Here is a 23493-nt window from a genome sequence, read left to right on the forward strand (position 1 = left end):
TCGTCGTCGTCGCCGCGGTGGTGTGATGGCCGAGCCCCTCCTGCGTGCGCTGACCCGACTCCGGTCGCACCTGCTCGACCCCGACGCGCTGGTGCGCGCCGTCGCCTCGGGTCGGCAGAAGGGCGCGACGCCGCGCTGGCGGCGCGCCGAGCTGCGCTACGTCGACCTCAAGACGGGCCGCCACCTGCAGGTCACGACGTACGACGAGACCCAGGCCTTCACCGCCAACCACGCCCCCGGTGAGCCCGCGCGCGAGGCGGTCGACGCGCTGCTCGACGAGCCCTTCGGCAACTGGCACGTCGAGACCACCACCCAGCAGCACCAGCTGCGGGTGACGCGCAAGGGCGAGGCGCTGGTGCACACCACGGACCGCGCGGACGACGTCGAGGTCGACCGCGACCACGACCGCGACAAGGGCCGGCTGCTGCCCGAGGACGACGCCGCCCTCGTGGCCCTCGGCATCTCCGACCACGAGGGCCGCGTCAAGCCCAGCCGGCAGGCGAAGTACCGCCAGGTCGAGGAGTTCCTGCGCATCCTCGACGCCTCCCTCACCGACGCCCTGGCCGGCGGGCACGTCCGCACGCCGACCCCCGACGACCCGCTCCGCATCGTCGACCTCGGGTGCGGCAACGGCTACCTCAGCTTCTCGGCGCTGCAGTTCCTCGGCAACGTGCGCGGGCTCCCGGTGCGGCTGATCGGGGTCGACGTGCGCGAGCAGTCGCGCGAGCACAACGAGCGGATCGCCCGCGAGCTCGGCGACCGGCTCGGCGGTGCGACGGAGTTCGTGGTCGGCACGATCCACGACGCGACCCTGCCCGAGCCACCCGACGTGGTGCTGGCGCTGCACGCCTGCGACACCGCGACCGACGAGGCGCTGGCGCGGGCGGTCGGCTGGGGAGCCGGGCTGGTGCTCGCCGCGCCCTGCTGCCACCACGACATCGCCGCGCAGCTGCGCAAGCAGCAGACGCCGTCGCCGTACGCCGCGCTGACCCGGCACGGCATCCTGCGCGAGCGGTTCGCCGACACCATGACCGACGCGCTGCGGGCCTCGCTGCTGCGGCTCGAGGGCTATCGCGTCGACGTCATGCAATTCGTCGAGAGCAAGCACACCCCGCGCAACACCCTGCTCCGCGCGGTGCGCACCGGATCGCCGGTGCGCGGGGGCAAGCTGCGCACCGAGTACGACGACCTCGTCGCCACCTGGTCGGTGCACCCCCGGCTGGCCGAGCTCCTGGCCGGCGGGGAGGCCGACCGTGCGTGACGCCGTGCTCGGCGTGGCGGCCGTGGTGCCGCTGCTCCTGGGGTCGGTGGTGGGCGGCGACGAGGTCGACGGCCGCGTCGAGATGCGATTCCAGGACCCTCAGATCACCGAGGCGAGCGGCCTGGTCGTACGCGACGGGCTGGTGGTCACCGTCAACGACTCCGGCGACTCGGCGCGGATCTTCACCGTGGACCCGGCGGACGGCCGCACCGTGGGCATCACCACCTGGGACGCCAAGCCGGTCGACGACGAGGCGCTGGCGCCCGCGGGGCCGGGCAAGGTCTGGGTCGGCGACATCGGCGACAACGCGGCGGCCCGGCCGTCGGTGACGGTGACCCGGGTGCCGTTCGGGCCGGGCGAGCGCCACCTCGCAGGCACGCCGTACGAGCTGGTCTACCCCGACGGTCCGGTGGACGCCGAGACGCTGATGGCGGACCCCGGCACCGGCCGCCTGTACATCGTCAGCAAGGAGGTCTTCGGCGGCACCGTGTACGCCGCACCGGAGACGCTCGACCCCGACCGGCCCAACCGGCTCGAGGCGGTCGGGAGCGCCCTGGGCATCGCCACCGACGGCGCCTTCCTGCCCGACGGCCAGCACGTCGTGGTGCGCGACTACCGCCAGGCGGCCTTCTACACCTGGCCCGACCTCGACCTCGTCGGCGAGGTGCAGCTGCCGCCGGAGCGGCAGGGCGAGGCGATCGCGGTGGACGAGGAGTTCTCGATCCACGTCACCTCGGAGGGCGTCGAGGCGCCGGTGCTGAGGGTCGACGTGCCGACCCGCCTGGCGCGCCAGGTGGCGCCGGCGTCCGCGCCGATCGCGTCGCCGCCGCCGTCGCCCGAGGTCGACCGCGAGGGCAGCGAGCTGCCGGAGGCGCCTGCCTCGGACCGGCCGGCGTGGCCGTGGTTCCTCACCGGCTGGATCGGGCTCGCGGTGATCGTGGCGCTGGTCTTCGCGCTGCGGCGCCCCCCGAAGCAGCGCGGGCACGACGAGCCGCCCCCTGGTCTTGACCGGCCCTCCTAGGGTCACCGCATGACCCGCTTGCGCCGCAGCTCGCCCGACCAGCCGGGCTGGACGCGCCGGCGTGCGGGCAAGGGCTTCGTCTACCTCGACGAGTCGGGCGCCCGCCTGCCCGAGGAGGACGCGCAGCGCGTGCGCGACCTGGTGATCCCGCCGGCGTGGACCGACGTGTGGGTGTGCCCGTGGCCCCACGGCCACCTGCAGGCGGTCGGCACCGACGACGCCGGACGGCGGCAGTACCTCTACCACCCGGCCTGGCGCAGTCGGCGCGACAGCGAGAAGTTCGACCGGGTGCTGCTGTTCGGCAAGGCGCTGTCGAAGGCGCGCGAGCAGGTGCTCACCGATCTCGGCAACGACGGCATGGACCGGACGCGCGCGTGCGCGGTCGCCGTCCGGTTGCTCGACCTCGGCTACTTCCGGATCGGCAACGACGTCTACACCGACAAGCACGGCAGCTTCGGGCTGACCACCCTCGAGCGGCGGCACGTGCGTCGCAAGGGCGACGCGCTCGTGTTCTGCTTCGTCGGCAAGTCGGGCGTCGAGCACTCGATCACGATCGACGACCCCGCGACGGTCGAGGCGCTGGAGGCGATGCGGCGCCGCCGGGGTGGCGAGGACCGGCTGCTGGCCTACAAGGAGGGGCGCGACTGGCGCTCGCTCGACTCGGCCACCGTCAACGACTACGTCCGCGAGACCACCGGGATGGACGCGACGGCCAAGGACTTCCGCACCTGGCACGCCACCGTGATCGCCGCGGCGGCCCTGGCCGAGACCACGGAGAAGGGCGCGTCGAAGGCGTCGCGCAAGCGGGCGATCACCGCCACGATGAAGGAGGTCGCGGAGTTCCTCGGGAACACCCCGACGCTGGCGCGCACGTCGTACGTCGACCCGCGTGTGGTGGACGCCTACGAGGAGGGCCGCACGATCGCCTCGACGACCCGGCGGACCTTCCAGACCGCCGACGAGCGGCAGGCAGCGCTGGAGCGTGCGGTGCTCCGGCTCCTGCGCAACCAGGGGTGAGGCCGTGTCCGCGCGGGTGACGGTGGTCGAGGGCGACATCACCGCCCAGGAGGTCGACGCGGTCGTGAACGCCGCGAACCGCGCGATGCGTGGTGGCGGCGGTGTCGACGGCGCGATCCACCGGGCCGGCGGGCCCGAGGTGCTCGAGGACTGCCGCCGGCGCTTCCCGCACGGGCTGGCCACCGGCGACGCCGGCTGGACCACCGCCGGCCGGATGCCCGCCCGGTGGATCATCCACGTGGTGGGACCCAACTACCGGGCCGGCGAGACCGACCGGGCGCTGCTCGTGTCGTGCTACGCCCGCGCCCTGGCGGTGGCCGACGAGCTCGGGGCCTCGACCGTCGCCTTCCCGCTGGTGTCGGCCGGGATCTACGGCTGGCCGCGGGGCGACGCGATCGATGCCGCGGTCTCGACGCTGGGCTCGACGCCGACGTCGGTCGAGGAGGCCCGGCTGGTCGCCTACGGTCGTGCGGCGTACGACGAGATCGTGACGGCGCTCAGCCGGTGACCTCGACCTCGCTGATCGCGTAGCCGATCTCGTCGTCGACGGCGTCCTGGATCGGGTCGAGACCTGCGCTGTCGGGCCACGCCTGGTCGGCCGGCCAGTCGAGCGTGACGCGGTCGACGCGCGGGTCGAGGGCGCGGTCGATGATCTCGGGGATCGTGAGCCGCAGGAACGCGGGGACTGCGGGCGACCGCGGGACCTGGTGCGCCTGCGTCACCTCGCCGTCGGCCACCGTGATCCGGGTCTGCGTGCCCGCACCGGGGCAGAAGCAGCTGACCACGAGCGTGTAGGAGTAGTCGTCCGCGGTGAAGGCCGGGCGCTCGCCGACCGGGGTGTCGACCGTGGTGGGCGCGCCGTCGGTGGTCGGGCCGGCCTCACCCGGGTCGCCGTACCCCGTGCCCGACCCGCAGCCGCCGAGCAGCGCGAGCGCGGCGACTGCCGCCGCCAGCACGGTGATGCGTCGTCGGGAGGCGGGGCTCATGCGGGTCGGACGTGTGCGCCGCCCGCACGGTTCCGTGCCGGTACCGGTGCCGGGTCAGAGGCGCTCCACCACGAAGTCGACGCACGCGGTCAGCGCCTCGACGTCGGCGGGGTCGATGGCGGGGTACATCGCTATGCGCAGCTGGTTGCGGCCGAGCTTGCGGTAGGGCTCGGTGTCGACGATGCCGTTGGCCCGGAGCACCGCCGCGATCGCAGACGCGTCGATGCCCTCGTCGAAGTCGATGGTGCCGATCACGAGCGAGCGGTCGGCGGGGTCGGGGACGTACGGCGTGGTGTACGCGGTCTTCTCCGCCCAGCCGTAGAGCGCGTCGGACGACGCGGTGGTGCGCTCGACCATGCCGGCCAGGCCGCCCTGGGCGTTCATCCAGTCGAGCTGCTCGGCCATCAGGAACAGCGTCGCCACCGAAGGGGTGTTGTAGGTCTGGTTCTTGCGCGAGTTCTCGACCGCGGTCGGCAGGTCGAAGAACGCCGGGACGTGCCGCCCCGACGCCGCGATCTCGTCGACCCGCGCCAGCGCGGCCGGCGACATGATCGCGATCCAGAGTCCGCCGTCGGAGGCGAAGCACTTCTGCGGTGCGAAGTAGTAGGTGTCGACCTCGGCGGGGTCGAGGGGCAGGCCGCCCGCGCCCGAGGTCGCGTCGACGAGCACCAGCGCGTCGTCCGCCGTCGTCCCGGCCGGCCGGCGTACGGGCGCCATCACGGCGGTCGAGGTCTCGTTGTGCGCCCAGGCGTAGGCGTCCACGCCCTCCTCGGCCACCGGCTCGGGACGCGATCCCGGGTCGGAGGCGATCACCGACGGGTCGGCCAGCCACGGCGCGGCCTGTACCGCCTTGGCGAACTTCGCGGAGAACTCCCCGAAGGACAGGTGCTGGCTCTTCTCCCGGATCAGGCCGTAGGTCGCGACGTCCCAGAATGCCGTCGCGCCGCCGTTGCCGAGGACGACCTCGTGGTCCTCGGGCAGCGAGAACAGCGCCGCGAGCCCGTCGCGCACCCGGCCGACGACGTTGCGCACCGGCGCCTGGCGGTGCGAGGTGCCCATGAGGGAGGTGCCGGTCGCGGCCAGCGCGTCGAGGTGGCTGGTCTGGATCTTGGAGGGCCCGGCGCCGAACCGGCCGTCCGCGGGCAGCAGGTCGGCGGGGATCGTGATCGCGGGAGCGTCGCTCATCGAGGACAACCTTCCGGAGGAGGGATGGGGTGGTCTGTCACGACGGCGCTGTCGGGGCCGCCTATTGTGTCACGGTCACGCTCGGGAACGACCAGGGGGAAAGCACATGGACAGCACGCCCGACACCCACCGGCAGGGCTCCGCCGGCCCCGGCCTGCGCGACCAGGGCGCCGCGCGCACCGTCTTCCGCGTGCTCGGCTGCCTGCTCACGCCCCTCGGTGCGGTGCTGGTCGCGGTGGGGTTCTACCGGTTCGTGACGGTCGACCCGGGCTTCGACGGCCCGCCCGCCGGGTTCCTCGTGTTCGCCGCCGGCGGCTTCATGACGGTGGTCGGCTTCGGCTTCCTCAACGCCGGCTTCCTCGGCACCGCGGCGCGCTACAGCGCGGGCGAGACGATGCCCGTGGTGAAGGACAGTGCGTCGTACCTCAGCGACGGTGAGGGCATCCTCGGGATGGGCCGCACCGTCGACGACGGCCGCCCGGCCCCGACCGCCGGCAGCACCGCCGCGGCCGGCCCGTACTGCCGCTCCTGCGGCACCCGCAACGACCCCGAGGCCAGGTTCTGTGACGGGTGTGGACACTCCCTCGCCTGAGGTCACCTTCGTCCGGGTGGGCTTCGGCCACCCGGACGCCCTGCTGCTGATCGAGGCGGTGCAGGAGGAGTACGTCGCGCGCTACGGCGGGCGCGACGAGACGCCGCTCGACCCGGCGATGTTCGACCCGCCGAGCGGCTCGTTCTACGTCGGGTACCTCGACGGCGTGCCTGTCGTCTCGGGGGCGTGGCGCCGCCGGGACGACGTCGACGCGCTGGGGACCCGGCACACCGCCGAGGTCAAGCGGATGTACGTCGCGCCGGCCGCGCGCGGCCTCGGGCTGGCGCGCGCGATGCTCGCGCACCTCGAGACCACCGCGCACGCGGCCGGCGCCGCGGCGACCGTCCTCGAGACCGGGCTCGCGCAGCCCGAGGCGATCGCGCTCTACGAGTCCTCGGGCTACACGCCGATCGCGAAGTTCGGCTTCTACGCCCACGCGCCGCAGTCGCGCTGCTACGCCAAGCGGCTGGGCTGAGCCTCGGCGGCCTCGGCGGCCTCGGCGGCCTCGGCGGCCTCGGCGGCCTCGGCGGCCTCGGCAACCTCGGTGCGGCGCGCGGCGACCAGGCTGGTCGCCGTCGTCGCGGCGAGGATGGCCACGATCACGCCCAGCGAGGCCAGCGTCGGGATCTCGGGGACCGACGGCCACACCAGGTGCGCCCAGTGGAGCACCAGCTTGACGCCGATGAAGCCGAGGATCGCCGCGAGGCCGAAGGCGAGGTGCGAGAGCTTCGACAGCGCGCCCTCGAGCACGAAGTAGAGCGCCCGCAGGCCGAGCAGCGCGAAGGCGTTGGTGGCGAAGACCAGGTAGGGGTCGCCGGTGATGCCGTAGACCGCCGGCACCGAGTCGATCGCGAACACCAGGTCGGTGACGAAGACGGCCGCCACCACAATCGCCAGGGGCGTCAGGGCCCGCACGCCGTTCTGGGTGACGGTGAGCCGGGGGCCGTGGTAGTCGTCGGTCACCGGGCGCCAGCGGCGCAGCAGGCGGACCACCCGCATGTTCGCCACGTCGGGACCGGCGTCGTGGCCGCGCACCGCGTCGCGGAGCAGCTTGACGCCGGTGACCAGCAGCACCAGCCCGAACAGCAGGAACACGACGTCGAACGCCGACAGTGCGGCCGCGCCGAGCGCGATGAAGATGCCGCGCAGCACCAGCGCGCCGATGATGCCGTAGAGCAGCACCCGCTGCTGGAGCTCGCGCGGCACGGCGAAGGCTGCGAGCAGCAGCAGGAAGACGAAGAGGTTGTCGACGCTGAGCGACTTCTCGACCAGGTAGCCGGTGTAGTACTCGACGCCGGTCCCGCTGCCGTGCTGGGTCCAGACCCAGACGCCGAAGCTGAGCGGCAGGGCGACGTAGAACGCCGACCAGGCCAGCGCCTCCTTCATCGAGACCTCGTGCGGGCGCCGGGTGACGACGAAGTCGACCGCCAGCAGGGCGATGACCGCGCCGATCGTCACCGCCCACAGGGTGGGGGTGCCGATGGTGTCGAGCGCCAGCGGCGCCGGCGACGGCAGGGAGACGGAGGGGAGTACAGCGGACAGGGGCACAGCGGGCTCCTCGGATCGGTGAACGGTCCGAGGTCTCCCTCACCCGGCGGGCCGGGTGTCCACCCGGGGCGCCAGTGGCGCCGTACTGACCGGGATGGAGCTGGTGAGGTACTCCCCTCGGGGTAAACCGTACCGGATCGGTTCAGTTCGTCCAAACGGTGACCCCTTGAGAAAATCTTGTGAAACCGCTGACGGGCTCCGGAACCACACGTAGCGTCGATGACGAGTCGCACGAGCCCGTGGGAAGGCCCGGCGGCCACGACCGCCGCCGGGGAGCGTGGCGGTCTCGTCATGCAGACCGACCACGGGGAGGGACGCACGTCATGGACGCGCGCGCACACACCGACGACCACACGCTCCGCACGCCCGCGACGACCGGCCCGGGGAGGGTGGTCCGCGTCGTCGCCGGGCTGGTGCTGGCGCTGCTGCTGGCACCGCTGCTGGCGCTCGCCGCCGCCGGGCCCGCCTCGGCCAAGATCGAGGACTACCCGGCCTACCAGCCGCAGACTCGCTGCTCGCCGGCGGCCAAGGTGGGCACGCTCCGGCTCGCCACCTACCTGCTGCACCACGGTGGCGGCGACCTCGGCATCTCGCGCTCGTGCACGATCGGGGGGACCTCTGAGCACAAGGAGGGCCGGGCGTTCGACTGGGCGCTCGACGCGACGTCGAAGCACGACCGCAAGCTGGCGATGTGGTTCATCGACATGGTGCGCGAGACCGACGAGCGCGGCAACGAGGACGCCGTCGCCCGCCGCATGGGGATCATGTACATCCTCTGGAACGACCACTCCTGGTCGGCGTGGAACGGCTACGAGAAGGCCGACTACCTCAGCTCGAGCTGCAAGTCGGTCAAGAAGTGCTCCGTGACGCTGCGGCACCGCAACCACGTGCACGTCTCGATCACGCGGCCCGCGGCCCGCGGCGAGCTGTCGTGGTACACCCGCCACGGCGTCACGCCGGTCACGCCGACCAGCTGAGCCGACCGCTCAGTCGGCGCGGGCGGTGACCAGGTAGCGCTCGTCGTCGATCTCGCGGCCCCAGTACGCCGCATCTCCCAGCGGGTGGAGCTCCGGTTGCACCCCCTGCGCTCGCAGCAGGGCCACCGTCTGCTCGCCGGTCAGCCCGGCGCCGGTGCCCCAGTGGCCCTCGACGAGCACCAGCTGCCCGCCGGGCACGAGCAACCGGCGCCAGCGGTCGAGGGCGGCGGGCTGGTCGGGGAGTGCCCAGAGCACGTGCCGGCAGAGCACCACGTCGTACGACGCGTCGGGCAGCGGCGGGTCGCCGGCGTCGCCCTCGGCGACGGTGAGACCGGCGAGCCCGGAGTCCGCGACCTTGGCCCGGGCCCGCTCGACCATGGCGGGCGAGAAGTCCACACCGTCGACGGCGTAGCCCTCCTCGCCGAGCAGCACCCCCAGCGTCGCCGTGCCGCAGCCGAGGTCGGCGACCCGGGCGGGCGCCGGTGGCAGCACGCCGCGCAGGAGCTCGCGCCACGCGGCGCGCACCGCCGGGTCGTGCAGGCCGTGGTCGGCCGCCTCGTCGAAGGTCTCCGCCTCGCGGTTCCAGAGCCCGACCGCGTCGTCCCGAGTGCTCATCCGGCCATCCCACCACGGGCGGCTCGGTACTGCCTGCCCGGGAGCTGCGCCGCCCGGACCGGACGACCCACGGCCCACCGTCCGGGGCCTTTCGGCACTTACCGCGGCACGGGCTCGGGACCACCATGGAACGAGAGGGACCCAGCAAGGAGGCACTGTCATGCAGTGGGACCTGGGACTTCAGGGATTGGCCGTGCTCGGCGTCATCTCCCTCGGCTTCGGGGTGGTCGCCGGGTTGCTCGTCGGGGGAGGTCGAGCGCGCCGGCTGTGGGCGACCGTGATCACGACCGTCGCCTGCTTCGGCGTGGGGATGCTGACCAGCGAGTGGGTGTTCGGCTGGGCCACGGAGGAGGACCTGCAACCGAACGTCGACGGGTTGTCCCGTGACGAGGTGCTCCTGTCGAGCCTGCTCACCACCGCGGCGGTCGTGCTGGTGATGCGGTACCTCGCCCACGGGCGGACGCGGTCGACCTCGCGCGGCAGGCACCTGGTCGGACAGCACCGCGGTCAACCGACCGGCCACGCCTGAGCCACCGCAGGCGCCGACCTCGCCGGCGGCTGAGTCGCCGGCGGTGTGACGCGCATCCGCGCATCGGAGGCATCCGTGGCACCTGACACCACCGCCGTCCAGCCCCGGGCCCGGCTCGTCCACCTGGACCGGCTGAAGATCGTGCTCACGGCCGGGGTCATCGCCGCGCACGCCGCGATGAGCTACGGCGCGGCCGGGACCTGGCTGTACGAGGAGAACTCCCTCTCGGACGCCCTGGCCCTCGTCCTCAGCGTCCTGGTCGGGGGCGGCGTGATGTTCGTGCTGGGGCTGTTCTTCCTCATGTCGGGGATGCTCACGACCGGGCCCCTGCAGCGGCGCGGTCCTCGACAGTTCCTGGTCTCGCGACTCGTGCGTCTCGGCGTCCCGGTGCTCGCCTATGCCCTGGTGGTGTGGCCGGTGCTCCAGTGGCTGGTCGAGAGGGTTCGGTCCGGGTCCACGTCGTCGCTCGTGGACTTCTACCGCTCCGAGTTCTCCGCCACCAGCTGGACGTCGCGCGGCACCGGCCCCCTCTGGTTCGTCGCCATCCTGCTGGTGGTCACCGTCGCCTGGTGCCTGTGGCGTTGGAGGTTCCCGGCCTCTCCCTCGACGACTCCGGCCGGCACGACTGCCGCCCTGGCTGCCGTGGCCGTGGCCGTGGGCACCTTCGTCGTCCGCACCCGGTTCCCGATCGACTCGGAGCAGTTCCTGGACCTCCACGTGTGGATCTGGCCCCAGTCGCTCGGCCTCTTCGTGCTGGGCGCCGTCGGTGCCGAGCGGGGCTGGATCTCGCCCGTTCCCCGCACCGTGCTGAGGGGATGCCGCTGGGCGGTCCTCGGCGCCGTGCTCCTGCTCGCCCTGCTGGTTGCGCTCTCCCAGGGTCCGGACGCCTTCAGGGGCGGGTGGCACTGGGAGGCGGCCGGCATGGCCGTCTGCGAGGGTGCGATCTCGGTCAGCGTCTCCCTGCTGGTCCTCGACTGGGCGCGCCGTCACGTCGTGGCGCGCGGCCGGTTCGAGCGGTCCCTGGCCGAGTCGGCGTACGGCGCCTTCGTGGCCCAGGGTCCGGTGCTGGTGCTCAGTGCCCTGCTGCTCACCTCGCTCGACCTCGCCGGCGACGTGAAGTTCGCCGTCCTCGCCGTCCTCGGCGTCGCGGGCTCCTTCGCCTGCGGCTGGGTGGTGCTCGTGCTCGTCCGAGCGCTCACGGGATCCGGAGCCGACGGCGGGTGCCCGGGACGTCATACGCTTCGCGCGTCCTGACCGGCAGACCGTATGACGTCGGCCCGTGGTGCCGTCCCGCTCAGCCGGCGGCCTCCTGCCGCAACGCGGTGACGACGGGTGCGCTCGAGCCGGGGAGCAGGCGGGCGGCGTCGGTGGGGAGCTCGATCCGGGCCTCGACCGAGGAGGAGAGCCGGTAGGGCTGGTGCTCGAGCACGGGCCCCAACGAGCGCCGCAGGCGGGAGAGCTCGGCGCGGACGGTCACCACGCGGGTGTCGTCGGCGAAGAGGTCGAGGGCGAGCTCGCGCGCGGAGCGTCCCTCGGGGTGGCGGACGAGCGCGAGCAGGAGCTCGGTGTGCCGGGGTGAGAGCCGGTGGGTCCAAGTGCCGCTCGGCCCGCTGACCGTCACCGTGGGCACGTCGCCGGCGAGGTCGAGCACCAGCTGCGAGGCGCCGGGCGTGGCGCCACCGTCGAGCCGCAGCAGCCAGCCGCCGGGCACCGCCTCCGCCGTGGCCGGTCCGAGCGTGGGCAGCCAGGTGGTGCCGACGGCGAGGTCGTCGGGCAGCGGCACCCGGGCGGGCGGGCTGGTGCCGACGGCGGCGGCGACGTGGCCGTGGGGGTCGACGACGAGCGCGGGGCCGGGCAGGCCGTGCACGAGCGGCGCGGCGTAGGCGCGGAGCCGGTCGAGGCCGGCGCGGTGCTGCTCGCGGACCTGGAGCTCGGCGACCTGTGCGGCGAGCTGCACCATCGCGAGCGCGTGCGGGTGCATCGCCGGCGCGGGGCCGCTGACGTCGAGCACGCCGAGGGTCCGGCCGGTCCACGGGTCGTGCACCGGGGTGGCCGCGCAGCCCCAGAAGGTGTGGGAGTCGACGAAGTGCTCGCCGCCCTGCACCATCACAGGCGCGTCGAGCACCAGCGCGGTGCCGATGGCGTTGGTGCCGACGTTGCCCTCGGTCCACGCCGAGCCGCCGACGAACCCGAGCCGGTCCGCGAGGCGTCGTACGGGCATCTCGCCGGTGCGCCACAGCACCCGCCCCTCGGCGTCGCTGACCACCGCGAGCAGGCCCGACTGCTCGACGGCCGGGGCCAGCGCCCGGCGCAGGTGCGGCAGCAGCGGGGCCAGCGGGCTCTCGGCTCGCCGACGTTCGAGCTCCGCGCCCGTCAGCGGCGCGACCCGCGGGCCGCCGCCGGGGTCGAGTCCGCGCGAGCGCATCCGCCGCCAGGACGCGGCGACGACCGGGCGCACCGAAGCGGCGCGGCCGGCGAGCACGGCCTCGCGCCGCCGCTGCCGCTCGATCTCCTCGCGCACCGTGCCTCCCGCACCGCTGCAACCCGCTGCAACCCTTCCCGGCCGACGCGGCTCGGAGTGTGCTGGCGGTCACACCAGACTAGCCGTGAGGAGAGCCATGACCCAGACCCTCGACTCCGCCGGTGCGCTCGAGCAGCGCGTCGACGGGTGGTTCGCCGACCTGCAGGCCGCCTTCGACGCCCGCGACAGCGCCGCGGTCGCCGGGCTGTTCGCCCCCGAGTGCTACTGGCGCGACCTGGTGTCGTTCACCTGGAACCTCAAGACCGTCGAGGGTCGCGACGAGGTCGCGGCCATGCTCGACGAGGTGCTCGACCGGGTGGCGCCCTCCGGGTTCGCGGTCACCGAGCCGCCCACCGAGGAGGACGGCGTGGCCACCGCGTGGTTCCGCTTCGAGACCGCGGTCGGGCGGGGCACCGGCCTGCTCCGGCTCACCGACGCGGGCGCCTTCACGTTCCTGACCACCCTCGACGAGCTCAAGGGCCACGAGGAGCCGCGTGGTCGGCGCCGCCCGCAAGGTGTCGACCACGGCGCCTTCCGCGACCGTGAGGTGTACGCCGAGCGCCGCCGGCGCGAGGCCGAGGAGCTCGGCATCTCCACGCAGCCGTTCGTGCTCGTCATCGGCGGCGGGCAGGGCGGGATCGCGCTCGGCTCGCGGCTGCGCCAGCTCGGGGTGCCCGCGCTGGTCGTCGACAAGCACCCGCGCCCGGGCGACCAGTGGCGCCGCCGCTACAAGTCGCTCTGCCTGCACGACCCGGTCTGGTACGACCACCTGCCCTATCTCAAGTTCCCGGACAACTGGCCGGTCTTCGCGCCCAAGGACAAGATCGGCGACTGGCTCGAGTCCTACGTCACGGTGATGGAGGTGCCGTACTGGTCGAGCACCGAGGTCAAGCACGCGTCGTACTCCGACGAGACCGGCGAGTGGACCGTCGAGCTCGAGCGCGAGGGACTCCCGCTCACGCTGCGCCCGCAGCAGCTCGTGCTCGCCACCGGCATGTCCGGCAAGCCGCGGATCCCCGACCTCCCGGGCGCGGACGTCTTCCGCGGCGACCAGCACCACTCCTCGCAGCACCCCGGCCCCGACGCGTACGCCGGGAAGCGGGTCGTGGTGATCGGCTCGAACAACTCGGCGTTCGACATCTGCGGTGCGCTGTGGGAGGTCGGCGCCGAGGTGACGATGGTGCAGCGCTCCTCGACCCACATCGTCAAGTCCGCCACCCTGATGGAGATCGGGCTCGGCGGCCTCTACTCCGAGGACGCTCTGGAGGCCGGGATCACCACGGAGAAGGCGGACCTGATCTTCGCCTCGCTGCCCTACCGGATCCTGCACACCTTCCAGATCCCGCTCTACGAGCAGATGGCCGAGCGCGACCGCGACTTCTACCTGCGCCTGGAGAAGGCCGGCTTCGAGCTCGACTGGGGCGACGACGGCTCCGGGCTGTTCATGAAGTACCTGCGCCGCGGCTCCGGCTACTACATCGACGTGGGTGCGGCCGACCTGGTCGCGGACGGCGAGGTGAAGCTGGCGCACGGGCAGGTCGACCACCTGACCGAGGACGCCGCGGTGCTCGCGGACGGGACGACCCTGCCGGCCGACCTCGTCGTCTACGCCACCGGCTACAACTCGATGAACGGCTGGGCCGCGGACCTGATCGGCCAGGACGTCGCGGACAAGGTGGGCAAGGTCTGGGGCCTCGGCTCCGACACCACCAAGGACCCCGGCCCCTGGGAGGGCGAGCAGCGCAACATGTGGAAGCCGACCCAGCAGGAGCACCTGTGGTTCCACGGCGGCAACCTGCACCAGTCGCGCCATTACTCGCTCTACCTCGCGCTGCAGCTCAAGGCGCGGTACGAGGGGCTCGAGACCCCGGTGTACGGGCTGCAGGAGGTGCACCACCTGGGCTGACCCACCGTCCCGCGCACGTCGGGCCCAACGCCTCTGGCGGTCCACGCTGGCCGCTGGCAGCGTGGAGATCGAGGCGAGGACCATGGACGAGCTCCTCCGGCGGTTGCGGACCCGGGTCGAGGACGTCGACGAGCTGCGGTGGAGCGCGCTCGCAGTGGCGCTCGGGTTCGTCGGCCTGGTCACGCTGTTCGTCGGCGGCGACGCCGTGACCGATCCGGGCGGGTGGACCGGGATCGGTGGCACGGCTGCGGGGCTGCTGGTGCTGCTCGGGTCGTGCGTGCTGGCCTGGTGGCGGCCGGGCTTCGCGCTCGTGCTGCTCACGGTCCTCGCGTGCGCCCCGCTGGCCTTCGGCCTCTGGTCGCTGGTCGACTACGGTGCGGCGCACCACTGGGAGAACGACCACGGACCCGTGTCCCTGGTGTTCGTCCTGGCCGTCTGCGCACCGGCTGCCGTCGCTGGCCTGTTCCGTCCGCGCGCCGCCGGCTGGCTGATCCTCGCGGTGACCGTCGTCCCGCTCCTGCTCGCCGCGGTGGGCGCGACGTCCCACTTCTTCGAGCCGCTGTCGGTGGGGGTGCTGGTCACGCCGCTCGTGGTCTCCGGCGCGCTGTTCCTGCGGTCCGCTCGACGGCAGGACCATCCCGGCACACGGCCTGCGGTGGGGCAGGGACGCGGCGCGTAGCATCGCCGCGATGACTCACGAGCCTGCCGCGGAGGTCGCCGTCATCGGCGGCACCGGCTTCTACTCCTTCCTCGAGGACCCCGTCGAGCACGTCGTCGGGACGCCGTACGGCGCGCCGTCGGCGCCGGTCTCGGTCGGCACGGTCGCGGGGCGCCGGGCAGCGTTCCTGCCGCGGCACGGCCCGCACCACGAGCTGCCGCCGCACCGGATCAACTACCGCGCCAACCTGTGGGCGCTGCGCTCGCTCGGAGTGCGGCAGGTGCTCGCACCCTGCGCGGTGGGCGGGCTGCGTGACGACGTCGCGCCGGGCGACGTGGTCGTGCCCGACCAGCTCGTCGACCGCACCTGGGGCAGGGCCCAGTCGTACGTCGAGACGGGCGCGGTGCACGTGCCGTTCGCCGACCCCTACTGCCCGCGGGTCTCCGCAGCGGTGGTCGCGGCCGACGAGCGGGTGCGGCACGGCGGCACCATGGTCGTGGTGGAGGGCCCGCGCTTCTCGACCCGCGCAGAGTCGCGCCACTACGCGGCGCAGGGGTGGACGCTGATCAACATGACCGGGCACCCCGAGGCGGTCCTCGCCCGCGAGCTCGGGCAGTGCTACGCCGCGATCGCGCTGGTCACCGACATGGACGCCGGCGCCGAGAGCGGTGCCGGGGTGGGGCAGGAGGAGGTGTTCGCGCGCTTCGCCGCCAACCTCGACCGGCTCCGCGGGCTGCTGGCGACCGCGATCGGCAACCTCGGCGACCCCGATGGCTGTACGTGCTCCACCTGGGCCGACGGCATCGAGCTGACCTACGAGGTCCCGTGAGGGTGCTGGTGACCGGATCCGCCGGATTCATCGGCGGGGCCGTGTGCGCCGCACTGCGCGAGCGCGGCGACGCGGTCGTCGGCGTCGACGTGATGCTGCCGCTGGCCCACGGCGCCGGTGAGGCGCCGGCCGGCACGCACCGGCTCGACGTGCGCGACGCCGACGACTGGCGCTCGCTCCTCGAGGGCGTCGACGTCGTCTGCCACCAGGCCGCGGTGGTGGGCGCCGGAGTCCGTGTCGGCGACCTCCCGGCGTACGCCGCCCACAACGACCTCGGCACGGCTGCCCTGCTGGCCGCGATGCACGAGGCCGGCGTCGCCCGGCTCGTCGTCGCCTCCTCGATGGTGGTCTACGGCGAGGGGCGCTACACCTGCCCCGAGCACGGCGACCAGCTGCCCGGGCCGCGCCGTCGCGACGACCTCGACGCGGGGCGCTTCGAGAACCCCTGCCCGGTCTGCGACGGCCCGCTCGACTGGGCGCTGGTCGACGAGGACGCCAGGCTCGACCCGCGCAGCGCCTACGCCGCGAGCAAGGTCGCCCAGGAGCACTACGCCGCCGCGTGGGTGCGGCAGGCCGACGCGGCTGCGGTCGCGCTGCGCTACCACAACGTCTACGGCCCCCGGATGCCGCGGGACACGCCGTACAGCGGGGTGGCGGCGATGTTCCGCTCGTCGCTCGAACGGGGCGAGCCGCCGGTGGTGTTCGAGGACGGCGGGCAGGTGCGCGACTTCGTGCACGTGCACGACGTGGCGCGGGCCAACCTCGCGGCGCTCGATGCCGTCGTCGACCGGCCGGGCGGCAGCTGGGAGACCTACAACGTCTGCTCGGGCCAGCCGGTCACGATCCTCGACGTGGCCCGCCTGGTCGCCCGCGGCACCGGCACCGGCACCGGCGTGGAGCCGCGGGTCACCGGGCAGTACCGGCTCGGCGACGTGCGGCACGTGGTCGCCTCGCCGCGGCTGGCGGCCGAGCGCCTCGGCTTCCGCGCGGAGGTCGCACCCGAGGACGGCCTGACCGCCTTCGCGACGGCGCCGCTGCGTCACCAGGTCGTGTAGAGCAACGTCTCGATCACCACCGCGGTGGCCACCTGGAGCACGAGCCCCCAGCGCCGCCACCGCTCCGACAGCAGGGCCACCGACAGCAGCAGCCACGGCACGAAGGGCAGCCAGATCCGCTCCACCTCGGCCTTGCTCATCCGCGACGCGTCCGCGAGCAGCACGGACGCGGCGGCCGCCCCGACCAGCCACCGCACCACCGGCTCGGCCCGGCGCCGCAGGGCCAGGAGCTGACCCACGCCCGCCGCCAGCAGCAGGCCGGCGCTCAGCAGGAGGGCGGCCAGGTTGCCCCAGAGCCAGTACGACGCGGGCCGCAGCTTGGCCAGGCCCCGCCAGTAGCGCTGGTCGAGCGCCGGGTAGGCGTCCCACCACGCGAAGCCGGCCCACGCGAAGCCGAGCACGACGGCCAGGGCCACCGCGGCGGCGACCGGCAGCGGGCGCCACCGGCCGGCGAGGTGCAGCACCGCGAGGGCGAGGAGCCCGAGCAGGGGCAGCCCGTAGGAGAGCATCACGCACGCGCCGAGCAGCAGGCCGGCCAGCACCGCCCGCGCCACCCACCAGCCGTCGCGCCGGGTCGCCGCCAGGGCGAGTGCGGCCAGGCCCCAGGCCGCGACCGCGCCGAAGAGCGCGTCGGCCGAGACCGCCATGAAGACCGCGGCCGGGCCCAGCACCAGGAACGGCGCCGCCCGGCGGGCCACCGGCTCGGCGCCGAGGGCACGCAGCGTCACCAGCACGGCCGGGGCCGTGGTCGCGGCCAGCACCACGACCACGAGGCCCGCGGCCAGGTCGCCACCCAGCCCGATGCGCACCAGGCCGATGAAGAACAGCACCGCCAGCGGCGGGTGCCCGGCCACGTGGGTCGGCCAGTTGTCGGGGTGGTCGGCGTCGATCCGCGCGACGTACTCGTGGAGCATGGCGCCGACGTCGGTGACCGAGCGGGCGGTGCCGAGGTACTCGTAGGGGTGGGCGAGCGCGCGCGAGATGCCCACGGTGCCGTCGACCAGGGCCAGCGACAGCATCCAGGCCAGGGCGGTGGCGAAGGCAGCGACCAGCAGCCACCGCCACGGGAGTCGGGCCGCGAGCGGCACGGCGTACACGCACCCGAGCACGGCGAGCACCAGCGTCGGCAGCGTGCCGGGGCCGAACCAGATCGGGTCCCACAGGCCGTGCAACGGCTCGGCGGCGTGCTCGGGGCTCGAGCGCGCGGTCACCGGCCAGTCGAGCAGGCGGGGGAGCGTCGCCGCCAGGAGCACGAGCACCGCGCCCACGGCCAGCCCGACCCAGGGCGCGCGGGCCCGCGGCTCTCCGGGGCGGTCGTCCACGCGAGCAGCCTAGGAGGAGGGGGTGCGGACGGCCCGCTCGACCGGGCGGCGTCACCGATCCGTAAGGACGGCAGGGCCGCTGCCGCCCACAGGCCTCCTACGGTGGCGACGTGGATGCCGACTGCGACCTCGTCCTGCCGTGCCGCGACGAGGCGCGAGCGCTGGAGCGGCTGCTGCCGCGGGTGCCCGACGGGATCTCCGTGATCGTCGTGGACAACGGGTCGGTCGACGACACCGCCGCCGTCGCCCGCGCGCTCGGGGCCCGGGTGGTCGCCGAGTCACGCCCGGGGTACGGCGCGGCCGTGCACGCCGGCGTGGAGGCCGCGACCCGTGAGCTGGTCGCGGTGATGGACGGCGACGACTCCTTCGACCCGCTCGACCTGCTGCCGCTGATCGACGACGTCCGCAGCGGCGCGGCCGACCTCGCCGTCGGCCGCCGGCGGCCGGTTGCCCGGGGTGTCTGGCCCTGGCACGCCCGCGCCGGCAACGCCGCCGTGGTGGCGCTGCTGCGGCGCCGCGGCTTCCCCGCCCACGACATCGCGCCGATCCGGGTGTGCCGGCGCCGGGCGCTGCTCGAGCTCGGGGTCGCCGACCGCCGCTTCGGCTACCCGGTCGAGCTGCTGCACAAGGCGACCGTCGCCGGCTGGCGGATCCGCGAGCGCGACGTCGCCTACCACCCCCGGGCCGCGGGGACGCGCTCGAAGGTGTCGGGGTCGGTCCGCGGCACGGTGCGGGCGGCGCGCGACTTCTGGCGGGTGCTGGCATGACCGACCTCCGGGTGCTCGTCGTCGCCAAGGCCCCGGTGCCGGGCCGGGTCAAGACGCGGCTGGGGGCCACGATCGGTGCGACCGCGGCCGCGGAGGTCGCCGCCGCCTCGCTGCTCGACACGCTGCTGGCCGGCACCGCTGCCGCCGGCGCGGGGCGCTGCCACCTGGCGCTGGAGGGTGACCTCGCGGAGGCGGTCCGCGGCCGCGAGCTGCTCGCCGCCGCGGCCGGGTGGACGACCAGCCCGCAGCGCGGGTCGGGACTGGCGGAGCGTCTCGTCCACGCGCACGCCGCGGTGCCCCCCGGACCCGGACCCGTGGTGCAGGTCGGGATGGACACGCCCCAGGTCACCGCCATCGACCTGGTCGAGGTGGCCGGGGCGCTGGGGGACGCGGACGCCGTGCTCGGCCCGGCCGACGACGGCGGCTGGTGGGTGCTGGCGCTGCGCGACCCGGCGGCGGCGCGACCGCTGCTCGGCGTACCGATGTCCACGCCGACGACCCACGACGACACCCTGGCTGCCCTCACCGCCGCCGGCCTGCGGGTCGCGAAGGCGCCCGCGCTGCGTGACGTCGACACCGCCGAGGACGCCGAGGCGGTTGCCGCGCTGGCGCCGGACGGGCACTTCGCCCGCGCGTGGCGGGCCCACCGCGTGGTGGCAGGAGGTACGGCGTGACCGCGGCGGGGAGCGACGTCGAGGACCCCTTCCGCGAGGTCTTCGCCCGGGCCCTGCGGGGGGAGCCCTGCTCGGTGGTCGGCCCCGGCGGACTGTCGGCGCCGCTGCCGGTCGGCCGGTGGAACGACGACGACGACGCGCACGACGCCAGCCTGCTGCGGCACTGCCGTGGCGCCACGATCGACGTGGGCTGCGGCCCCGGCCGCCTCGTGGCCCGGCTGGCCCGGCTCGGCCACGTCGCCCTCGGCATCGACGTGGTGCCGGAAGCGGTCCGGCAGGCGCGCGAGCGGGGTGCGGCCGCCATCGTGCGCGACGTCTTCGACCCGGTGCCGGGGGAGGGGCGCTGGGACACGGCGCTGCTCGCCGACGGCAACATCGGCATCGGGGGCGACCCGGAGCGGCTGCTCAGACGGGTCCGCGCCCTGCTGGCGCCGGGCGGCCGCGTGGTCGTCGAGGTGGCCGCACCCGGGACCGGTCTCCAGTCGTCGTGGGCGGCGCTGCACTGCGGCGAGGTCCGCAGCCGGCCCTTCCGCTGGGCCGTGGTGGGCGGCGACGCGGTCGCCCCGCTGGCCCGCGACGTCGACCTCGAGCCCGGGCCGGTGGACCGGCACGGCGACCGCTGGAGCACGGTGCTGCGGAGGCCGTGGTGAGGGCGCCGTCGGAGTCCGACTTCGGCTCGCGCCTGCGCAGCGCCGCCGTCGCGGCGCGGGTCGGCACCTGGCTCGGGGTCTGCTTCCTCGTGGCCTTCGTGACGGGTCTGGTGAGCCACTACGCCCAGACCGGCCACCAGCCGGTGCCCTTCCCGGCCTCGCCGGCGTGGGGATACCGGCTCACCCAGGGCGTCCACGTCGCGGCCGGCACCGCTGCCGTGCCGCTCCTGCTGGTCAAGCTCTGGACCGTCTACCCGCGGCTCTTCCAGCCGCTGCCGCGGGGTCGGGCACGGGCGCTGGTGCTGGCGGGGCTCGAGCGCGGCTCCATCGCCGTGCTGGTCGCGGCGGCGATCTTCCAGCTCGTGACCGGGCTGGCCAACGCGGCGCAGTGGTACCCCTGGTCGTTCTCGTTCCGGTCGAGCCACTACGCGATCGCCTGGGTGGCGATCGGCGCGCTCCTGCTGCACGTGGCCGTCAAGCTCCCGGTCGTGCGCGACGCGTGGTTGACCGACGTGGACGGCACGACGCACGACCGGCCGGCCGCCGTCGAGCCGGGGTCGCTGACCCGGCGCGGCCTCCTGCGCACCACCTGGCTGGCGGCCGGGGTGGCCGTGGTCGCCACCGCCGCGAGCGGGGTGCCGGGGCTGCGCCGCGCCTCGGTGCTCGCCGTCCGCTCCGGCGAGGGCCCGGGCGGGGTGCCGATCAACCGCTCGGCCGCGGCCGCCGGGGTCACCGCCGACGCCGTCGGCCCGTCGTACCGGCTCCAGGTCGCGCACGGCGACCGCCTGGTCGAGCTCAGCCGGGACGACCTCGTGGCGATGCCGCAGGCCACCGAGGTGCTGCCGATCGCGTGCGTCGAGGGGTGGAGCGCGTCGGGCACCTGGACCGGCGTCCGGCTGCGCGACCTGCTGGCCCTGGTCGGTGCGCCGGCGGACAGCACGGTGCGGCTCACCTCGCTGCAGACGCGGTACGCCTTCGGCACCTCGACGCTGCCGGGGCAGTTCGCCGCCGACCCGCGCACGCTTCTGGCGCTCGGCCTCGCCGGCGAGGACCTCGCGCTCGACCACGGGTTCCCCTGCCGGCTGATCGCGCCTGACCGGCCGGGCGTGCTGCAGACCAAGTGGGTACGACGGATCGAGGTGCTGGCGTGAAGGCCGTCCGCCTGGCCCTGGGTGTCGTCGGGCTCGCCGCGGCCGCGTACGGCGCCTGGCTGGTGCTGGGCCTGTCGACGTCGTCGTGGCCGGGACTCCTGACCTGGCTGGCGGCGGGGGTGGTCGTGCACGACGCCGTGCTCGCGCCGCTGGTCGTCGCGGTCGGTCTCGCGCTGCGCCGGGTGGTGCCGGGCCCGGCGCGGGGGCCGGTGGTGGTGGGGGCCGTGGTGCTCGGCGCGGTCACCCTGGTGGCGGTGCCGGCGATCGGGCGCTTCGGCGCCCGCCCCGACAACCCCACGCTGCTCGACCGCGACTACGTCGCCGGGTGGCTCGCGCTGGCCTGCCTCGTGGCCGTCGGGGTGGGGGCGGCGACGCTCGTGCGGAGCCGTCGCGAGCGCCGCCGGGATAGGGTCTGACGTGGCCCGCGTCCTGGTGGTCGACGACGACCCGACCGTCCGTGAGGTGGTCGTCTCCTACCTCCGCGCCCACCACCACGAGGTGGTCGAGGCCGCCGACGGCGAGTCGGCGCTGCGGCTCTTCGCCGCCGAGCAGGCCGACCTCGTCGTCCTCGACCTGATGCTGCCCGACCTCGACGGGCTCGAGGTGTGCCGCCGGCTGCGCGCGCGGGCCGACGTGCCCGTCGTCATGCTGACGGCCCTCGGCGCCGAGGAGGACCGCGTCGCCGGGCTCGAGCACGGTGCCGACGACTACGTCGGCAAGCCCTTCAGCCCGCGCGAGCTGGCGTTGCGCGTCGACTCGGTGCTGCGGCGCTCGGGCGAGGCGACGTCCGAGGGCCCCCAGCAGCTCGTGGACGGCGACCTCGTCGTCGACGTGCCGGCCCACGTGGCCACGCGCGCGGGCGCCCCGCTCGCGCTGACGGCGCGCGAGTTCGACCTCCTGCGCTTCCTGCTGGCGCACCCCGGCACGGCGTACTCCCGCGACGAGCTGTTGCGCCAGGTCTGGGGCTGGACCTTCGGCGACCAGTCGACGGTCACCGTGCACGTCCGCCGCCTCCGCGAGAAGGTCGAGCCCGACCCCACGCGGCCCGAGCGGCTCGTCACGGTGTGGGGCGTCGGCTACCGGTGGGAGCCGGCATGAGCAGCGACCAGGTGCAGATCGTGCTGGTCGCGATCGCGGCGGCGCTGGTGGTCGGCGCCGTCGGGCTGCTCGCGGCCTGGGGGGTGCGGCACCGCTCGATCCGCTGGCAGATGAGCGTGGTCGCGGTCGTCGGGGTCGCCGCCGTCCTCGCCGGCGTGCTGGCCACCGCGCAGCTGATGTTCCTGTCGGCGCACGACTTCCAGGTCGTCGTGGTGGTGGGCGCCGCGGCCGGCGCAGTCTCGCTGGGCGTGGCGCTGGTCGTCGCCGCCGCCGTACGCCGGTGGTCGGAGCGGCTGCGTGTCGAGGCCCGGCGGTTCGGCACCGACGGGGTCTTCGTCGCCGAGCGGCACGGGCCCGCCGAGCTCCAGGAGCTCGCCGAGGAGCTGGCCCGCACGAGCGAGCGGCTCGAGGAGTCGCGGCTGCGGGAGGCCCGGCTCGAGGGCTCGCGCCGCGAGCTGGTCTCCTGGGTCTCCCACGACCTGCGTACACCCCTGGCCGGGATCCGCGCGATGGCGGAGGCGCTGGAGGACGGGCTGGCCACCGACCCGGCGCGCTACCACCACCAGATGCGCCTCGAGGTGGACCGGATGGCGCGGATGGTCGACGACCTCTTCGAGCTCTCGCGGATCCAGGCCGGAGCCCTGCGCGTCAGCGTCGAGCGCCTCGTGCTCGGCGACCTCGTGAGCGAGGCGATCGCCGGCGCCGACCCCGTCGCCCAGGCCCGGCAGGTGCGGCTCGGTGGCTCGGTCGAGCAGGGCCTCGAGGTGCACGCCGACCCGGCGGGCCTGTCGCGGGTGCTCTCCAACCTGGTGATGAACGCGATCCGGCACACCCCCGCCGACGGCACGGTGGAGATCCGCGGGCGGGCGGTGCCCGAGGGCGTCGAGCTGACGGTCGTCGACGAGTGCGGCGGCATCAGCGACCAGGACCTGCCGCGGGTCTTCGACCTCGCCTGGCAGGGCAGCCGGGCCCGGGCCACCACGGTCGACGACGCGGTCGCCGGCCCCGGGGCCGGGCTGGGGCTGGCGATCGTGCGCGGCATCGTCGAGGCGCACAGCGGCACCGTCGAGGTGGCCAACCAGCACGACGGCTGCCGGTTCCGGGTGCTCCTGCCGGCCTGACCGGCGGCCC

General features: G+C 74.6%; 26 protein-coding genes. 20 read left to right on the forward strand and 6 right to left on the reverse strand.

Annotated elements, in window-relative coordinates; translation table 11 throughout:
* Positions 1–25 precede the first annotated feature (25 nt).
* From ACFPGP_RS09075 to ACFPGP_RS09090, 4 genes are read left to right on the forward strand one after another with little or no spacing between them, the layout of a single operon-like run.
* On the forward strand, positions 26–1261 hold the full coding sequence (locus ACFPGP_RS09075; protein ID WP_378589397.1) for an SAM-dependent methyltransferase: 1236 nt from the start codon (positions 26–28) through the stop codon (positions 1259–1261).
* The gene (locus ACFPGP_RS09080) at positions 1254–2282 is read left to right on the forward strand and encodes a hypothetical protein (RefSeq protein WP_378589398.1); all 1029 of its coding nucleotides are present in this window, start codon (positions 1254–1256) and stop codon (positions 2280–2282) included. The genes ACFPGP_RS09075 and ACFPGP_RS09080 overlap by 8 nt, the downstream gene beginning before the upstream one ends.
* 9 nt (positions 2283–2291) lie before the next feature.
* Positions 2292–3299: a DNA topoisomerase IB gene (locus ACFPGP_RS09085; RefSeq protein ID WP_378589400.1), complete on the forward strand. Its 1008-nt coding sequence runs from the start codon at positions 2292–2294 to the stop codon at positions 3297–3299.
* A 4-nt stretch (positions 3300–3303) separates the two neighbouring features.
* Positions 3304–3807, forward strand: coding sequence for an O-acetyl-ADP-ribose deacetylase (locus ACFPGP_RS09090; RefSeq protein WP_378589402.1), 504 nt, complete (start codon positions 3304–3306; stop codon positions 3805–3807).
* Here the strand turns inward: ACFPGP_RS09090 and ACFPGP_RS09095 are convergent.
* A complete protein-coding gene (locus tag ACFPGP_RS09095; RefSeq protein WP_378589403.1) occupies positions 3797–4285 on the reverse strand; it encodes a DUF6174 domain-containing protein in 489 nt (162 codons plus the stop codon). The genes ACFPGP_RS09090 and ACFPGP_RS09095 overlap by 11 nt on opposite strands.
* A gap of 54 nt (positions 4286–4339) precedes the next feature.
* Positions 4340–5470 (reverse strand): phosphoserine transaminase, encoded by a 1131-nt coding sequence (gene serC, locus ACFPGP_RS09100; protein WP_378589404.1) that lies wholly within the window; start codon positions 5468–5470, stop codon positions 4340–4342.
* Positions 5471–5576: 106 nt separating this feature from the next.
* On the opposite strand from serC, the gene ACFPGP_RS09105 reads away from it, so the two are divergent.
* Entirely contained in the window at positions 5577–6062 is a 486-nt protein-coding gene (locus ACFPGP_RS09105; protein ID WP_378589405.1) for a zinc-ribbon domain-containing protein, read from the forward strand.
* Positions 6043–6537: a GNAT family N-acetyltransferase gene (locus ACFPGP_RS09110; RefSeq protein WP_378589407.1), complete on the forward strand. Its 495-nt coding sequence runs from the start codon at positions 6043–6045 to the stop codon at positions 6535–6537. The genes ACFPGP_RS09105 and ACFPGP_RS09110 overlap by 20 nt, the downstream gene beginning before the upstream one ends.
* Here ACFPGP_RS09110 and ACFPGP_RS09115 read toward each other — a convergent pair.
* The gene (locus ACFPGP_RS09115) at positions 6516–7610 is read right to left on the reverse strand and encodes a TerC/Alx family metal homeostasis membrane protein (RefSeq protein ID WP_378589408.1); all 1095 of its coding nucleotides are present in this window, start codon (positions 7608–7610) and stop codon (positions 6516–6518) included. The two genes, ACFPGP_RS09110 and ACFPGP_RS09115, sit on opposite strands and share 22 nt — an antisense overlap.
* 323 nt (positions 7611–7933) lie before the next feature.
* On the opposite strand from ACFPGP_RS09115, the gene ACFPGP_RS09120 reads away from it, so the two are divergent.
* Positions 7934–8587: a VldE C-terminal domain-containing protein gene (locus ACFPGP_RS09120; protein WP_378589409.1), complete on the forward strand. Its 654-nt coding sequence runs from the start codon at positions 7934–7936 to the stop codon at positions 8585–8587.
* Between the two features lie 9 nt (positions 8588–8596).
* Here the strand turns inward: ACFPGP_RS09120 and ACFPGP_RS09125 are convergent, their stop codons facing one another.
* On the reverse strand, positions 8597–9202 hold the full coding sequence (locus ACFPGP_RS09125) for a class I SAM-dependent methyltransferase (RefSeq protein WP_378589411.1): 606 nt from the start codon (positions 9200–9202) through the stop codon (positions 8597–8599).
* A 160-nt stretch (positions 9203–9362) separates the two neighbouring features.
* Here ACFPGP_RS09125 and ACFPGP_RS09130 point away from each other — a divergent pair, with 160 nt between their 5' ends.
* Together ACFPGP_RS09130 and ACFPGP_RS09135 are read left to right on the forward strand one after the other, a co-directional pair.
* Positions 9363–9731 (forward strand): hypothetical protein, encoded by a 369-nt coding sequence (locus tag ACFPGP_RS09130; RefSeq protein WP_378589413.1) that lies wholly within the window; start codon positions 9363–9365, stop codon positions 9729–9731.
* Between the two features lie 75 nt (positions 9732–9806).
* The gene (locus tag ACFPGP_RS09135) at positions 9807–10985 is read left to right on the forward strand and encodes an acyltransferase family protein (protein ID WP_378589415.1); all 1179 of its coding nucleotides are present in this window, start codon (positions 9807–9809) and stop codon (positions 10983–10985) included.
* A gap of 40 nt (positions 10986–11025) precedes the next feature.
* On the opposite strand, the gene ACFPGP_RS09140 is transcribed toward ACFPGP_RS09135, so the two are convergent.
* A complete protein-coding gene (locus tag ACFPGP_RS09140; protein WP_378589417.1) occupies positions 11026–12252 on the reverse strand; it encodes a GAF domain-containing protein in 1227 nt (408 codons plus the stop codon).
* Between the two features lie 97 nt (positions 12253–12349).
* On the opposite strand from ACFPGP_RS09140, the gene ACFPGP_RS09145 reads away from it, so the two are divergent.
* The 4 genes from ACFPGP_RS09145 to ACFPGP_RS09160 all read left to right on the forward strand — a co-directional run bounded on the left by ACFPGP_RS09145 (position 12350) and on the right by ACFPGP_RS09160 (position 16700).
* On the forward strand, positions 12350–14158 hold the full coding sequence (locus ACFPGP_RS09145; protein ID WP_378589419.1) for an NAD(P)-binding domain-containing protein: 1809 nt from the start codon (positions 12350–12352) through the stop codon (positions 14156–14158).
* Between the two features lie 82 nt (positions 14159–14240).
* Positions 14241–14837 carry a hypothetical protein gene (locus tag ACFPGP_RS09150; protein ID WP_378589421.1) on the forward strand — a complete coding sequence of 199 codons (597 nt, stop codon included), beginning with the start codon at positions 14241–14243 and terminating at the stop codon, positions 14835–14837.
* A 10-nt stretch (positions 14838–14847) separates the two neighbouring features.
* Positions 14848–15645: an S-methyl-5'-thioadenosine phosphorylase gene (locus ACFPGP_RS09155; protein WP_378589422.1), complete on the forward strand. Its 798-nt coding sequence runs from the start codon at positions 14848–14850 to the stop codon at positions 15643–15645.
* 8 nt (positions 15646–15653) lie between these two features.
* A complete protein-coding gene (locus ACFPGP_RS09160) occupies positions 15654–16700 on the forward strand; it encodes an NAD-dependent epimerase/dehydratase family protein (RefSeq protein WP_378589424.1) in 1047 nt (348 codons plus the stop codon).
* Here the strand turns inward: ACFPGP_RS09160 and ACFPGP_RS09165 are convergent.
* Positions 16685–18022, reverse strand: a complete 1338-nt coding sequence (locus ACFPGP_RS09165) for a hypothetical protein (protein ID WP_378589426.1) — start codon at positions 18020–18022, stop codon at positions 16685–16687. The genes ACFPGP_RS09160 and ACFPGP_RS09165 overlap by 16 nt on opposite strands.
* Before the next feature lie 110 nt (positions 18023–18132).
* Here ACFPGP_RS09165 and ACFPGP_RS09170 point away from each other — a divergent pair, with 110 nt between their 5' ends.
* Genes ACFPGP_RS09170 through ACFPGP_RS09200 form a run of 7 tightly spaced genes read left to right on the forward strand, consistent with a single transcriptional unit; the run spans position 18133 to position 23483 of the window.
* Positions 18133–18789 (forward strand): glycosyltransferase family 2 protein, encoded by a 657-nt coding sequence (locus tag ACFPGP_RS09170; protein WP_378589427.1) that lies wholly within the window; start codon positions 18133–18135, stop codon positions 18787–18789.
* Entirely contained in the window at positions 18786–19463 is a 678-nt protein-coding gene (locus ACFPGP_RS09175) for a TIGR04282 family arsenosugar biosynthesis glycosyltransferase (RefSeq protein ID WP_378589429.1), read from the forward strand. Before ACFPGP_RS09170 ends, ACFPGP_RS09175 begins: the two co-directional genes overlap by 4 nt.
* Positions 19460–20113 carry a class I SAM-dependent methyltransferase gene (locus tag ACFPGP_RS09180; protein WP_378589431.1) on the forward strand — a complete coding sequence of 218 codons (654 nt, stop codon included), beginning with the start codon at positions 19460–19462 and terminating at the stop codon, positions 20111–20113. Before ACFPGP_RS09175 ends, ACFPGP_RS09180 begins: the two co-directional genes overlap by 4 nt.
* On the forward strand, positions 20110–21264 hold the full coding sequence (locus ACFPGP_RS09185; protein WP_378589433.1) for a molybdopterin-dependent oxidoreductase: 1155 nt from the start codon (positions 20110–20112) through the stop codon (positions 21262–21264). The genes ACFPGP_RS09180 and ACFPGP_RS09185 overlap by 4 nt, the downstream gene beginning before the upstream one ends.
* Entirely contained in the window at positions 21261–21680 is a 420-nt protein-coding gene (locus tag ACFPGP_RS09190; RefSeq protein ID WP_378589435.1) for a hypothetical protein, read from the forward strand. Before ACFPGP_RS09185 ends, ACFPGP_RS09190 begins: the two co-directional genes overlap by 4 nt.
* A gap of 1 nt (position 21681) precedes the next feature.
* Positions 21682–22362 (forward strand): response regulator transcription factor, encoded by a 681-nt coding sequence (locus ACFPGP_RS09195; protein WP_378589436.1) that lies wholly within the window; start codon positions 21682–21684, stop codon positions 22360–22362.
* A complete protein-coding gene (locus ACFPGP_RS09200) occupies positions 22359–23483 on the forward strand; it encodes a sensor histidine kinase (protein WP_378589437.1) in 1125 nt (374 codons plus the stop codon). Before ACFPGP_RS09195 ends, ACFPGP_RS09200 begins: the two co-directional genes overlap by 4 nt.
* Positions 23484–23493: the final 10 nt, after the last annotated feature.

It is taken from the genome of Nocardioides taihuensis (assembly GCF_042657275.1).
GTDB lineage: Bacteria > Actinomycetota > Actinomycetes > Propionibacteriales > Nocardioidaceae > Nocardioides > Nocardioides taihuensis.